This window comes from Paenibacillus polymyxa (assembly GCF_018614975.1).
Taxonomy (GTDB): domain Bacteria; phylum Bacillota; class Bacilli; order Paenibacillales; family Paenibacillaceae; genus Paenibacillus; species Paenibacillus polymyxa_E.
This window is the reverse complement of record NZ_JAGGNR010000026.1, coordinates 1-14,267: the sequence shown is the minus strand read 5'-3', so window position 1 is coordinate 14,267 and position 14,267 is coordinate 1. Positions and strand designations below refer to the sequence as shown.

At 41.3% G+C, this 14,267-nt stretch carries 9 protein-coding genes; 1 reads left to right on the top strand and 8 read right to left on the bottom strand.

The features are described 5' to 3' along the window. Window positions 1-12: 12 nt before the first annotated feature. On the bottom strand, window positions 13-789 hold the full coding sequence (locus J7E78_RS20080) for a sugar phosphate isomerase/epimerase family protein (protein ID WP_215077903.1): 777 nt from the start codon (window positions 787-789) through the stop codon (window positions 13-15). A gap of 411 nt (window positions 790-1,200) precedes the next feature. Here J7E78_RS20080 and J7E78_RS20075 point away from each other — a divergent pair, with 411 nt between their 5' ends. After that, the gene (locus J7E78_RS20075) at window positions 1,201-2,028 is read left to right on the top strand and encodes a helix-turn-helix transcriptional regulator (RefSeq protein ID WP_215077902.1); all 828 of its coding nucleotides are present in this window, start codon (window positions 1,201-1,203) and stop codon (window positions 2,026-2,028) included. A gap of 156 nt (window positions 2,029-2,184) precedes the next feature. Here J7E78_RS20075 and J7E78_RS20070 read toward each other — a convergent pair whose 3' ends face one another. The 7 genes from J7E78_RS20070 to J7E78_RS20040 all read right to left on the bottom strand — a co-directional run bounded on the left by J7E78_RS20070 (window position 2,185) and on the right by J7E78_RS20040 (window position 14,229). Then, complete coding sequence (locus J7E78_RS20070; RefSeq protein WP_215077901.1) at window positions 2,185-3,282, bottom strand: patatin-like phospholipase family protein; 1,098 nt, start codon at window positions 3,280-3,282, stop codon at window positions 2,185-2,187. Further along, window positions 3,266-4,249, bottom strand: a complete 984-nt coding sequence (locus J7E78_RS20065) for a YjcZ-like family protein (RefSeq protein ID WP_215077900.1) — start codon at window positions 4,247-4,249, stop codon at window positions 3,266-3,268. Before J7E78_RS20065 ends, J7E78_RS20070 begins: the two co-directional genes overlap by 17 nt. Beyond that, entirely contained in the window at window positions 4,246-6,660 is a 2,415-nt protein-coding gene (locus tag J7E78_RS20060; protein ID WP_215077899.1) for a dynamin family protein, read from the bottom strand. Before J7E78_RS20060 ends, J7E78_RS20065 begins: the two co-directional genes overlap by 4 nt. A gap of 182 nt (window positions 6,661-6,842) precedes the next feature. After that, window positions 6,843-9,383, bottom strand: coding sequence for a pPIWI_RE module domain-containing protein (locus J7E78_RS20055; protein WP_215077898.1), 2,541 nt, complete (start codon window positions 9,381-9,383; stop codon window positions 6,843-6,845). Next, complete coding sequence (locus J7E78_RS20050) at window positions 9,380-12,469, bottom strand: pPIWI_RE_Z domain-containing protein (protein ID WP_215077897.1); 3,090 nt, start codon at window positions 12,467-12,469, stop codon at window positions 9,380-9,382. The genes J7E78_RS20055 and J7E78_RS20050 overlap by 4 nt, the downstream gene beginning before the upstream one ends. Next, the gene (locus J7E78_RS20045) at window positions 12,466-13,554 is read right to left on the bottom strand and encodes a restriction endonuclease-related protein (protein ID WP_215077896.1); all 1,089 of its coding nucleotides are present in this window, start codon (window positions 13,552-13,554) and stop codon (window positions 12,466-12,468) included. Before J7E78_RS20045 ends, J7E78_RS20050 begins: the two co-directional genes overlap by 4 nt. A 144-nt stretch (window positions 13,555-13,698) precedes the next feature. After that, window positions 13,699-14,229 (bottom strand): hypothetical protein, encoded by a 531-nt coding sequence (locus J7E78_RS20040; RefSeq protein ID WP_215077895.1) that lies wholly within the window; start codon window positions 14,227-14,229, stop codon window positions 13,699-13,701. Window positions 14,230-14,267 lie beyond the last annotated feature (38 nt).

The window sequence follows — 14,267 nt, the reverse complement described above, 5'->3', positions numbered from 1 at the left end:
TTCGATGGTCCATTAGAATTGGTTCAAGTAGTTCTGTTTCAGCCAGTTGTAGCTATTGGATACGCTCTCAAGCGGAGGGTTCTGACATACGTCTTGTTCCACGATCAGCCATTCCACGCCTGCATTCGTAGCCCCTTCAATAACAGCCGGCAGGTCAACCGAACCTTGTCCCAGTTCCAGTGTTTTCATCTGGCCCTGTTCGTCTTTGCTGAAGTCCTTCAGATGAAGCAGCGGCAAGCGACCCGCATATTTATTAATATACTCGATCGGATTTTGTCCCGCAAATTGTACCCAACATACGTCCATTTCCACTTTTACCGCTTCCGGTGATGTTTGAGCGAACATGGCATCAAAGGCATTGGCATCCCCAACCTGGCCATGGAATTCAAAGTCATGGTTATGGTATCCGAAGATCAATCCTTGCTTCGCTGCTTCAGCTCCATATTGTTGCAATTCGGCGAACAGCTTGTTCCAGCCCTCTGCGTCCTCTGGACGATCTTCTGGCATCAGGTAAGGGCAAATGATATATTGTGCACCAATGGTTTTCAGGTAATCGATTTGTTTCTGCAAGTCTTCGCGCATCGCATGTAGTGAAACATGGCTGCTGAATCCTTTCAGTCCAAGCTCATCTAGTAGCGCTTTCATTTCCTCAGCTGGAATATCGCCATATCCGGCAAACTCCACACCTTCATATCCAAGAGCCGCTACCTTACGCAACGTACCACGAAAATCTGCTGCAGTTTCATCACGGAGTGTAAACAATTGCAACCCAATATTAAGTTTTTTCATGTAGGATACACCTCTGTTCTCAAATTTGCTTTCATTGCTCTATCTGGTATCATCCTAACGCAAAACAGGCTAGAATGAACATATACAATATAGTCAGAACATGAACTATCTGATCAAATTTTATTTCCATCATTTTGTATCTATTGAATGTAGCCCATTTCAACTGAAGATATTTACACTGGCACTCCGATGACAGAACAACCTTCCGATCGCTGTTATCCCCAGATTTTTTTGATTTCCTTTTCAAAAGGATAAAATCCGGAGATAAAGGCAAGTTTATGCTTCCGATGCAGCTTTCTTTCAGAAAGCTTTTAACTTCGTTTCTTCAGGTTCTTTCTGTCCTCTCCGTTTTCGTGTAAATGTTAAGTTAAACTTATGATGTAAAAGGATGTACATATTGGGGGATTTTATTTGGATACGTTAGAGACATCTGTACTGATCTGTGACTACTCATACCACTATAAGGCGTTCACACATAATATGAGGGGCGAGCTGCAAACCTATCTGTTCCGTCTGCAGACCGAAGGCTCGTGCAAAGTGTATGTACAGGATGAGGAATTCAGGATGACTAGCGGGGATTTGCTGCTCTTAAAGCCTGGTGACGACTATCATCTCGTTGTAGATGAACCACATAAGGAAGGACGCTTGTCTAGTGGAGACTATTATCTGTTCTGCGAGGGCAGCTGGATCGAGAACTGGTGGAAACGGCAGCATCGATCTACCGTGAGCCGAATTGGACTTGATGATAAGCTCATCAGCCTGTGGAGAAATATGTTACTTGAGAAACGTCGCGGACCTCTTGAGGAAAATGCGGAGCTCAAGGATGCGTTACTTCGCGGATTATGTCTATATATTGATCGGGCAATCAAAGAGAATATTCAGACCGATCGGGCAGTTTCCTCTGCGCTAAAGTTAAAACGTTATATTGAGGAGCATGCCACGGTTACGTTCAAGCTTGAGGAAGCGGCACGTTATGCAGGGCTCAGCCTGTCACGTGCAGTTCGTTTATTTAAGGAGCACTACAATCAGACCATGATTCAATATGCGATTGAGATCCGTCTGAATGCGGCGCTGGAGCGTATGAAGTACAGTGATATGACCTTGGAGCATATTGCCGAAACATGCGGCTTTGCAAGCTATTCCTATTTTCATCGGGTATTCCGATCCCGCATGGGCACTTCCCCTGCCGAGTATCGAGGATCCGAGGAAAGTCTGCTACCTGAGTTGAATCAAGTTTAATTCAACTCAGGTAGCCAGAAATCGCATTACGCCTTGAGGCACATCTACATTAGACCTGACGGCACCTCATCTCGTCATTTCTAATGTGAGTCTTTATTAGACATCAGTAATGCAGTTAGAGACCCCTTAGTACGATTCAACGCTCATAAAATAAATCTATAATTTCCCAATCACTTCTTCAAAACCGTCACTATCCAGAACCTTGATCGCCTCTTCCCGCATGTCCTCACTTCTCCGGCTCTCACCTACCAGTTCCATTGCTGCAACGGAGTTGGAAATGCACCTTTTTGCATCTTCATATCCTAATGCCATTAAATCTTCAATACGTTCTTCTCTAAAATCAAGAAGGCTGGAAGCGATCCCCTTCGGGTGGAGAGATTTCTTAGGCCTGATCTCAATGACATTCGCATCCGGGAATTCATGACGGTTAAACATCGATCCATCCGATAGATTCACAACGATACACTGCTTGAATCCACTTTGAACCAACGGCGCCAACGGTGTGTTTCCTCTGGCTGTACGCTGCCCTCCAACTCCGCCATCAACATAGTGCTTTCCCTTCACAATGTGGCTGCCGTATACGACCGGAATGGCCGCACTAGCCAGAATCACTTGTAATCTTTCCTCGCTTGGAATCTTTGCAAACTCAAAATAATCCGATTCCGGATTATCCTTAATTCCTGATGATGATAACAAATAAGCAAGTATATCGTTAGAAGTCCCTCTACTACGGTATGCAGATATCCAAATGGGAACTCGATAGGTCATTTTATCGAGCTCCAACTCATCGTTTAATAATTTTCTCAAAAATCCGTCATCCAACAATCCCTTTTGCAAAGAAGCATACATTGGATTGTTCTGCATCTTGTTGCTGACATCAGAAACATTGCCCAGAAATGTAATGTTATCCTTTGCCAACTGGTACAACAAACTCAAAATAGCCAACTGCTGGTGGGAATGCAGTACCCTTGCTCCAAGTGCGTGAAGCATAACCAATGCAAAAGCTCCAGGGTCCAACTTGACAATCTCATCTTGCTGTATCGATCTCCATATCTGTTCCAATCGGGCGATTCCCTCCCGAAACGTCGGCGCTGTCCCAAGCAGCACAGCATTGAGAGCACCGATGCTGGCACCTGAATATGCACTAGGCTCATAATTATTCTCTGCAAGATATTTTGCTACCCCAACCTCGTACGCGCCTCTGGCTCCACCACCTGAGAAAACTAATCCAAACCGATCAAAAACCCGAGACATAAAGCCCCTCACTCTCCAGCCTTACACAAGATTCCTTGTATAACCTCTTGCTTAGTGTCCTTCCATTAAAAACATAAGGCAGATCCCGATTTTGTATAATCATCTCAATATTTTTTCCTGCATGCGCACCCGGTTGAAGTTCAAGCGTGTCTTTTATTGCTGTATTCAGAGCAACTTTTCTATGATAATGCTCTCTCGAACTAAGCATATAAACCAGCGATTCTTTAGCTATTGCCCGATCTTGGCTCATGGCGGACAGCCATTCGTTCGTTGGGATTAATGTCGGGGGAACCCCTTCAAGCCGCTTTAGCGTAATAACGCATTTATCGAATAGTTGTTCCCTGAATTCCGAGTTCTGCTCGTCATATTTTCCAAAGGCACCCCAGCTAAGACTTTCCAGCACGATCGTGAGCTGAGCCAGGGGAGAAAATCCTGCATAGCTGCCACTTTCCCATCGATCAAACTCCTTATGCATTTGCGCCATAGCACTTTGTCTCATATCGATAGAATCCAACCGCAGATTGAACTCTTTCATTTGCCCCAGAAATCTCTCTTCCAATTCGTCCATTCTTTCGCAGATGAGGCTAACCTCTTCCCGCAGTTCCAGGTGCCGTAAAGCCAATTTTTGCACTCCCGCCCTGGTTTCAGTAAGTTTATAAGTCACATGAGCAAGCGCACGATCGCTGCGGATCTGCTGGGCTTGAAGATGCTCAAGCCACACCACGGCGGATTCCAGACCTGTCGACAGGTTCTGGTCGATCCGTTGTTGCCGTAATGCCGATTTTCCAGAGAACGAATCAACCATCCTTTGAAAGAAACTGTTGTTGGAACTCTCTCGTACCCGTATATGATCTTTGGCCACTTCCAGGCCGTTCACTAAATCGACGATATGTTTATCATGAAGCACGGGTATTTTCTCCAGGAGGTCTTCCAATTCCCGTTGATGGTTATCCGTGACAGTCGTCATGCTTGTACAACCTCCTTGGCAGGATGATTTATATGCTTCAACTCCAAATGCACGGGAGTAACATCTTCAATGTGATTCTCGGCTACTGATAGATACTGTTTCATAGCCGCTAATAACTTTCCCAACACTTCCTCATCCGCTTGCTTGTCAGAAAGGCCATCTAAAATATTCCCACAGTATTTGTCCAGATATTGCTTAAGTCCATCAAAGTACGAATTTACGTTACCGCCTAATTCTTTCGTTACGTATGCATTCAAATCGTTATGAAGTTGCTGATGGGCTTTTTTTAATTCTTTCACAGCTTGCTTGCCTATTTCTCTAGTATCCACGTGATATTCTTGCTTGCTGACTTTGTAAGAGACTGCATGCTCTTTTAACCAAAGTGTATACCATTTTCTCTCATATCTTGTTCTGGTTTTTTCCACGGTCTTCTCTTCCGTAAATTTACTGCTAAGCTGATTAAAATCTACTTTGATCGGTTTTATTTTATGATTTTCAAAAGATAGATTTAAATCAAAGAATTCATTTAAAATATCTGCGGCGTGCTCCAAAATGTTGGAAACATTAATTTGTACTTCCTTATTTATGTCACGCTCTAGGGATTGGATAATTTGGGTCACACGAGACTGGATCACCGTTGAAATGACTCCCATATCCTTTTCAAGTACTTTATTGATTTTCGTAATAAAGTCTTCTGCCTCTTCTTTGCTGGAAAACACATTGGGACCGTTTGTTTCTAAAGTAATGAAATCTTGTCTAGGCGCATTGAGAATAGACTTAAGCGTATCGAACACAGAAGTACCCGTTCCCCTCTTTTTGCGTCTCCCTTCTGTCTCAGCCTGATTGCGTGCGTCTTCTAAACGCTTCCCATGATCGAATAACTGTTCAATAACGTGTTTTATCGTACGTTCACCATCACTAAAAAGATCATTGGTCATGGAAGTTAGTTTCCCCAACGTTTTTGAGGACAGATCGTCAGCTCTCTGACTCGCCTGAGCAATTCGTTCAATATCTTGCTCAAGCTCTACGATCAGCTTCTTCAGTTCGTTTATGCCAATCGCAACGCTGCCGCTGCGCATCTTCAGGTAGTCGATCACCTCATTGTCATAATGAAGCATTTTGTCCACCGCGGATGAAAGGGAAACGAATGCCGCCTTGCTGTATGACTCTGAAATCACCTGTTCCAAAGGCTCGGAAAAATTACTTTTTTTCCATAACTTTTGTGCCCCTCTTCTTGCCAAGTCAGCGTCCTCTATATCTTCCTCCCAATCAATTCCAAGAGCACGCTGTCCAAAATCCTCTACCCACTTGGCTTCTTCCGGAGTCGGCAAATTTCCAGTTGAATCAAGTTCATGCAGCGCATAGTTTGCCAAATAACCAAATTGACTTGAAACAGGGAAAATCCGATTAGATGGGATTTCTTCTTCAAACAGTTCTTTACCTACATACCGTTGCACTTCAGAAGCATCCATGGAGTTGCGATCCTTTTGGTCGAATTTATTGACCAGCACATACAATCGATCTTTGGAAAAACTGGATATGTAATCAATTTCTTGTCTGACTGCTGCATCAGCTTCAGAATTCAATTGAGTATAATCTAGAACAGCCAATACCGCCGAAGCCTTCTGCAGTTGTTCTTGGAGAATTTTTTTAAGATGCCCCTGCCCTGCCTCATTAGGTCCCGGAGTATCAATTAAGGCGAAACTTCCTTGCAACTGTTGTTCCTTGCCCTTCAGGTGGTGAAATTCCACTTCGATGACCGGGAATTCAGTAATCGATGAATACTCTATGATCGGAGAGGTTACATTTAATTTCTCTTCATTACACAGACGGGAGATATCATTAAGAACTTTCAAGAATAAATAAATTCCTTCTGCGCCCGAATAACTAGGTTCAAGCTCCTTTAAATCCCCTGTCAAAATTTCTTGTATCAAGCTTTTGCCATCTTCCGTAGAAGCAAATGAAAGCTGATTCACTTCACCTTCGGGTAAACGCTCCATCGCTGCACGCAAAGAACTAAGGGCACGATTAAAAGGCTCTAGTTTAGGTAGCATGATGGTCGGAGTAGTCTGACCAACTTTGTGGCGAATGATGGTGGGGAGCGTTGTCATAGGAAGATTTCTATTCGGCAACACTTCCCGTCCCACAATCGCATTGATTGTGGTTGATTTGCCTGCTTTCATCGTGCCTACTACAGCCAGCGTCATTTCCAGCCCGTCTACCTTGGTTATTTCATCTTCAAGCGTTTCTATCCATTGTTCTGCCAGTGCCACATCCACAGAACGCTCTTGGCTCTGTCCATTCTTCAACAATTCTTCCTGGTCCAACATATCCTTCAATAGATTTCTCTGATGGTTAAGAAGTCTGATCACTTCTTGGACGATGGCATTCATTGTATTGGTATACATCATCTTTCCCCCCAAACATTTGTAGGTCTATTATATCAGGTGAATGGGTAAATATAACTATCACTATCTTTTATATTTATATGATACCTTATCTTTTTGACAACGACTTGTCTCGAACATACATTCTATTTATTTTATCAGTGAATATTACAATAAGCCTCGCATATTGCGAGGCTAGCTCAATACTAATCCAAATTAACAAGTTCTTTGGTAACCAGAACTCCGTCATCAGCCTCAACTTCAACCTCTTCATCTAACGATGCAGTAAATCTCCATTCATCATGATGCATGTATTTCTTGAGAATTTCTACAATTCTAAGCGTATAAGGTAACTTCGTATGCTTATCATAAGTAAGACCAATTCTTCTTAACTGATCGACCAAAATAGCTAATTGATCTCGCTCTTCCTCACTGAATGGACCAAGTGGAATATACTCAACTGCGGTCTGCTGCAATAGCAATTTAGAAGGTGCAGTGAACTTGATATCTTTATTTTTCACCCCGGACCATGCCGTGGGCCTTCCGCCGATCCCATAGTAAATGCCTACTGCGTCTTTGAAAATTCCAGATTCCTTATTAAATGCTTCTTTTCTCGTTGTATTAATGATCCGATACTGCGGCACATCCTCATTGGTATTGATACGAACAAATTTTAGGCGAGTTTCGTTTTGTAATCGCCCATCCAAAAAGGGAGTTTCATCGTAAATAATTCTGCTGTTAGTGATCGAAGATAGCCAGCCATTTCTCAGAGAAGCGTTTAACAGCACAACAATCTCACCAGTCCAGTACCTTAACTCTTCCTCTAGTATAGATATCATGAATTGATAGAATATCGCACCAGTATTATTACTTTTTTTTGGCTTGTCTAACGATTTGATATGGTCAACATAGAATGGAGCGTCGCCTAGCCTGGTCCACGATTCTACTCCCAGCATCTTCATACAAACCTCGGTACCTGTCATTCTAGAGGCTACAGGATAGTACTTATTATTCAATTTTATTAAATCAAAAGATAAGACACATTTGTCCACAGGAAGCCTGGTTGCATTATTACTTAATATCCCTACATCATTATATAAATCCAAAATTGAACTTAACATACGTGAATCATCCATCTTTTTTTCGTCCGTCAATGGATGAATAAATTGAGTCAATCTACCAACTTTTCTCAGTGCTTCTCGAACAGCAAGTTTGGGATCGGCTCCGTCTCGGAATTCTTCTTTTTTATTGATTTCCACTAGGGCTAATGTTCGTATATCCGATCCATAGCTCTTATTACCTATTTTTTTCAAAATTTGATTCACTCGCTTATTATATGCCATTTCTTTGGTATATCTGTCTATCTCCAGTTCAGTAACAATCTCATCAGCAGCATAATGCTCAAACTCAATAATCAGATTGTTATTACTATTTAATAGATACGTATTACTTGAAATGTGTTGATTAAATATGGCCTCAGGTGATTTAGCATGTTTGCCTAATGATTGTTGTTGTGATATATATAGCTCTTCCATCCTATTGAACATTTCCTTACTCCCATAAAACTCAATAACAAGCTTCCCTTGTTCATGCACGATTGCCGGTAGGCGCTGATCGTTCATTTTAGAACCTGATCGTTCTATTTCGGATACGTGAGGTAACGGAATAATTTGAAGCTTGGACAAAGAATCTGCAAAACAGTTAAATAAACCGCTCTTTTCTGAAAGCCCCAAACCTGGTTTTACCGAATTTCCTTTCCCGTTAAACGAATTATGATTAATTACCCAAGCTGTTATCTGTTCAGAACCCTGCAAATAACGTTGTGGGTCTAGCAAAATCAAATCCGGTTCAAAAACTTGGCCATGAATGACGTCCCAATAGATACGATCTATATCCGATATCCAAGAGGTAAATTTGTTATTTTCTTTGTTGTCATCCAATTTCTTTTTTCGTTCGAATTGAAATTGAGAAAAGGATCGGCTTGAATGTATAGAATATGGGTCTTCTACTGAGATTAATACAGAACAAGCGTGATTATTTTTCAAGTAACATTCGTTCTTGTGTACATCAATCTGAGGTTTTTTCAAATAACGTCTTCTACCTATCTTCAACACCAAAAGTAACTGATCCGACTTCCCACCACGATATTGTAGACTAACTTGAATTACGTACGAAAATGGATCATAGTATGATGATTTAATTATTGGTTTAGTCACGCATTCATGTTTTCCATTAAAGAATGTATGATGGAAATGTAATTCCTCCTTTAACCCAGGTGCCAGTTCAACGACTCTGGGGTTCTGGCAGAACATAACTGCTGCTAGGCCGGGAATCCAATCATATTTCTGCACATTTTGATGTATTTCACCAAATGTATTCATAGACCATGCTAGTTCCGCATTAGAAATCTCCGGTGGAAGTTCTGCAATGGACTGTTTCCGCAACGAGGCAAACCATCCTAATGTTAACTGCTTAATGTACTTCTCTGGTATTTCTTTTGTAGAAACAATCCAAGGGATATTTTGTTGAAGCACTTTATAATTAATATTTCCTGTAATAATCTCTGGAAAAATGCTTCGCAGTTTCTTGCCAAGTGAATCTACTTTACTGGCGAGCTTATACCCTCCCGCTGTTGTTTGTGTGTTAAAATAGTTACGCCAACTGTCAGGCATATACATGACATAAACTGTTTCATCAAAAAAAGTGTCTTCATTAATTTCTAGTGCAAATAATTCTAGGCTTTTCATTCGATTTCTCCCCCCAAATCTAGTCGATTTATTGCATCTATAAAAGAACCGTATAGACTTTGAAATAAACTATCTTCTTGGTGATCATGCATAATAAATTGCCATACTCCAAGCATAGATAGACCTTCGGAATTACCTGTAGGTTCAGCAGCAAATTTAGAATCGCAAAAGAATACACGAGCATCTAATCCACCACGTAACAGCCTTCCAATCATTTGCCATGTGGGTACGAAGGTGTACCATCCCATGATTATTCGATCTTGATCACTTAAAAGAGACCAGTAGTCTGGCTTCAGATACATCTGCTCCAATCTCCAGCTACTCTTATGTCGTAAGTTGTTCATTGCCTTGTCATAATGCAAACCTTGGATTCGAATACGGTTCAGATACTCTGGTAGAGAGGCATGTAACATCTGCACCAGATAATTTAGATCATGAGGGATCGGGTATGGTCTAACTAGAAAAAAAACGGATCCAAATAAAGCAGTCCCATCCTCTCCTAATATATTGTAACCTCTCCCCACTGACAACATAGGTACGATTAGTACCTCTGCCGTCTCATCCTTAAAGGACTCAATAAGAACCCTGGAAACTTGATCCTCGTTCAGATCACCTTGCCTCGAAAGTAGCTTATATCTCTCAGTCCAGCGTGAATCGTTTTGGAATGCTGCCCCTACTGTTTCCACATCGTCATATGAGTTAACAACTAAGAGAATCTTTCTGGCTGCCCCTTTCGTACGCCAATACTGCAACTCGTACTCAATATCTTGCTTAATATGCCTAACCATACCATTCAGTGCTTCTCTTTTTCTTTCTTGGTCTTGCTCTCCAGATATGGAATAGAACTCTCCACGATTCATATCCAATACCGGTTTATAGAAAATATCAATATTTGATCTTTTGCGATCGGCTTGCAGCAACCAATTCGTCGGAGTGAACAGATCGAAGTGTGCCGACCCTGGTGCGTGACTTGTTCCCGACAAAAACACAACGGAAGGACCCTCCTTATTATCGCTATCCCTGTAGAGATGATTCCACTCATGTAATAACAGTCTGCCGACCGCTGTATACTCTATCAATTTAAACTTCCCCGTCTTTGCCCCATCAGGAAGGTCATATTTATAGCCCAGAGTAATACCAGTCATTGCTTCTTTCATAAAGGGTTGAAAATCTTTTTGCATCGTGAACAATGGTGAAAAATCGATACGTAATCCAAGTTTTGCCTGCACCATAGGAAAGGCAGTTAGTACATATTTAATACTTTCCTCAGCACGCGATAAATAAAGAAAGAATTCCAATTGAGCATACAGTAATTCCTTTTTTATTCTAGGTTTCATCTGCCCCCCAACTTTTTGAATGAGTTCATTCAATAAGGCTTCTTTATCTGCATGGTCTTCTGTTTCTATCAATTGATTAGCAAGTTCCGATAGTAAGGGGTCTTTATATGGGTCTAGAGCATATGCCGTCAACATATTGAAAATTTGTCTCTGAGTTGTATCCGTCGTTGCTAATTTATCACTAATCTCACTAGCAAGTGCAGCAACTCGAATTAGCTCGTTTCGAATTTTTCGCCGTAAAGTTTGGGATTTCTCCAACTTGGTATAAATACGCCAAACCATCAAATCTAACATTCGCAATCGATCATTCCATTCATTAATAATGGAATCCCCAGCATATTGTCCGTAGTTGCCACTTGTTAACTCATAGGATTCACGCCGCAGTTTCTCAAAGATATCATCCGGTGATCCAAACACGTTGTATTCTGTTAGGAAGGCTTCATCGAATTGTTGTTGTACCTGATCTGCTTCGTCCACAAAAATGACATCTAACAAATCATACATTGCTTCATATATTGTCCTCTCTAGTGGGTCGAGCATAGCAGGAATATGTGTCTTCAACACACTAGCTGTTGTGGTCACCCACACCTCAGCTTTATTAAGATCTGCTAAGTCACGATATATTCCGCACATCCCAGCCAAAGGACATTTTCGCAATGATGAGTCTTGCTCCAATCGTAGACAAGGATAATCTGCTATAGGCTCATAGTCTTTGGCAAATGATTTGATCATACACACATCTGATAAATGTTCTAATGAACTGTATTCGGAGTTCCCCCAGTCACTCACCTCTAAAATCTTCTCACTATTAGCCAGTAAGTAGTTTTGTTGATGGTGCCTTCTTGAAGACCTCCCAATCACTGGAACAGCATAAATACCTAGATTGCGCAGTTCCTGAACTCGCTTCAGAACTTGAGGCACACTTCCTTCTATAAAACCAACTGTAGCATTCTCTTGCTTGACTAAACGATAGGCTTCCAACATCATGAACGTTGACTTTCCTGAAGCTAGTCCCCCACCAATATGAACGTTGCCTTTATAGTTCAACTTTTCTTCTCTTCTATTTAATGGCTGTAAGGTGACAGTTTGCGCTCTTCTTTCCCACATAGAAGATTCACGGTGCAGTCTAATATCCATTTCACGACCAATGTCAACAGCATTGTAAGGTAAAGATAACTGAAGCGCCTTTTTTTCACGATAAACAGGTAAAGGTACCGGTACACAATCCAAAAGAGGTTCAGGAATCCTAAAAGAGTAACTTTGGGATTTCCCTCCTCGGATCTTCCGAGAATACTTGAGATTGGATTCACTGGGGAATTCCATTGTATTAAAACGACGTGAAATTGGTTGGCTTAATAGTTCCTCATATTTGATAGTACGCTCCTTCATGAAACGTGGCTCACATCGGGTTGCCTTTCCTTCTTCCGTCAGGTGATATAGACGATATTGCTCGTTAATTGTGCTGTATGCTCGTAATCGCTTGTGAAGGGTCCTTTTATGTCTCAATTCCGGAAACAAAATCCGCAAACGATTCACTGTATCTTTGGGCGCCATCGCTTTCAGTACAGGCTCGTTATACCCCACCAAGATCGACCAGGCATCTTGAATAGATAAATTCCTATCAATTTGATGGCACCCTGTTATGAATAGTTCCATGCTGATGAGCACTGCAATATCTGACTTCTCTAACGAAAACGACTCAAATAACTTGACTATCCCCTCGGATAAATCCCAATAAGTCTGCCTCATCCGTATAGAGCCTCCTTAAGCATTACGTTTAATTCCTTTTCCGTAATCATGCGAATAAAGTCCTTCGCTGGTTCTATCAAACGATTCATACTACGATCGACATACATTGGATAACGGTCATTTCTATATTTAGGAACCACGATATAACACTTCTCATGATACTTCTCCAAATAAGAAGCAGACTGGCTATTGAAAAAATTCGCGAGTGTACTGGGATCTCGGAAATCTTTCACATCCAGATAGATTAGTCGATCATTTTTCCTAACGGATAAGTCATACTCATCCAGATTCGGGTAAAGTTCTACTTCATACCCCCTACGTAGCAAGCGCTCTGCTATACGGAGTTCAGAGATTCCCGGCAACAACACATATCGCTGAATACCAGGTCGAAGTCGTTTCACCCGATTACTGTTAAAATCAAAGGTTTTCAAATTTTCCATGTCAGCGAGCCAGTGACAAATATCCTCTTTGTTGCAACGCCATTGATCCTTCTTGTACTCCATTGTCCAGCCACAGTGCGGGCATATTCTATAATTGACTAAACTTTCAGTAACATCCTCATAGCATTGATGGATCATCTCTGTTAATTCGGCATGGCGAAATGCCGCAGCAAAGGTAGATAAATCATAAAAGGTGAGTACAGCATTTCGTGAATTAGAAAAAAATGTCCGAATCTTCACATAATCTTGTTGCAACTCAGTCCCTTTCTGGCGACAAAACTTGAGAATATTGAACATGCACTGTTGTTCAGCATCTTGCGGAGAGATGTACATATTAAGAAATTCATCCGCTTCGGCGGTTAATCCAATAAACTCTTCAAGCAGGGGAGCATTCTCTGGGTAGTAGTTCTGGATGTTGGGGATACCCCATTCGTTGGAGGGCTTATGTAGTAAACGAATTAACTGGTAAATGTCTACAGGAGGCTTAGTGTGGGGTGAGGCTGATAAAGCTATAAACCTCATCATCCCTTCGTATAACTCGTCCGGTATCCTGCTATAGTTATTTTGCCAAGCAGCAATACCCCTGACTAACAAAAGTAGCACATTCCTTGTATCGTCCATTGAATTATCATTAACATTTTCCAAGTCTTGATTCACCCCATCCGATATCACTTTATATATAAAGATATAAGAATTCAGTGACAGATGTCTGTCTCGAATGTATGTTCGCTTCGGAAAAAAATTTAAAAGCCCCTTCCCATATATAATGGTCGGAGCCAAACATTCATTCTAATTTACCAAAGAGTTGTGAATCACTTCTCTCAGTTTCTTCTCACGGAGTATAGTCCTATCCTTAATGATATACATATACGTAAAATCTACGATATCAGTTAAGTCTTCAAGGTATTCTTCAGATGGTTGATAATCCTGGTTTTCAGTTCCGATAATAAATCGTGGTTCCCCATTAAATCTTTCACTGTAGAAGTCAACAAGTGAGAATGGATTAAAAATCTTAGTATTTCCCCGCCCATTTTGTCGCTCGTAATCCTGAATAATGTCTACGTAATCTACGCAAATAATTCTTTGGGATCTTCCTCTTGGTATTACTTCCAGTTGAGCAATGCGTTTTGGCGGTTTCATCCCAATATTCTTTTGCCTTTGCACTAGAGACAACCTCCGCTCCTTACGCATTTCCACGTCTATGAGATTAGCATCAACTTGCTTAATTAAGGCACCGTTACGATTATCATCATTATCTTGTTCGTATATGCCTCGGCGTTCAATTAAATCATCAATTTGTTTTTTAAACGTTTTATCCAAATAACTTGATACTCGATCTAGGGTGTGTCTTCAAAGTG

Excerpts from the sequence above, each read along its gene's own strand:
- J7E78_RS20055 (WP_215077898.1), bottom strand. The coding sequence starts at position 9,383 with ATGAAAAGCCTAGAATTATTTGCACTAGAAATTAATGAAGACACTTTT.
- J7E78_RS20070 (WP_215077901.1), bottom strand. The coding sequence starts at position 3,282 with ATGTCTCGGGTTTTTGATCGGTTTGGATTAGTTTTCTCAGGTGGTGGA.
- J7E78_RS20065 (WP_215077900.1), bottom strand. The coding sequence starts at position 4,249 with ATGACGACTGTCACGGATAACCATCAACGGGAATTGGAAGACCTCCTG.
- J7E78_RS20060 (WP_215077899.1), bottom strand. The coding sequence starts at position 6,660 with ATGATGTATACCAATACAATGAATGCCATCGTCCAAGAAGTGATCAGA.
- J7E78_RS20080 (WP_215077903.1), bottom strand. The coding sequence starts at position 789 with ATGAAAAAACTTAATATTGGGTTGCAATTGTTTACACTCCGTGATGAA.
- J7E78_RS20050 (WP_215077897.1), bottom strand. The coding sequence starts at position 12,469 with ATGAGGCAGACTTATTGGGATTTATCCGAGGGGATAGTCAAGTTATTT.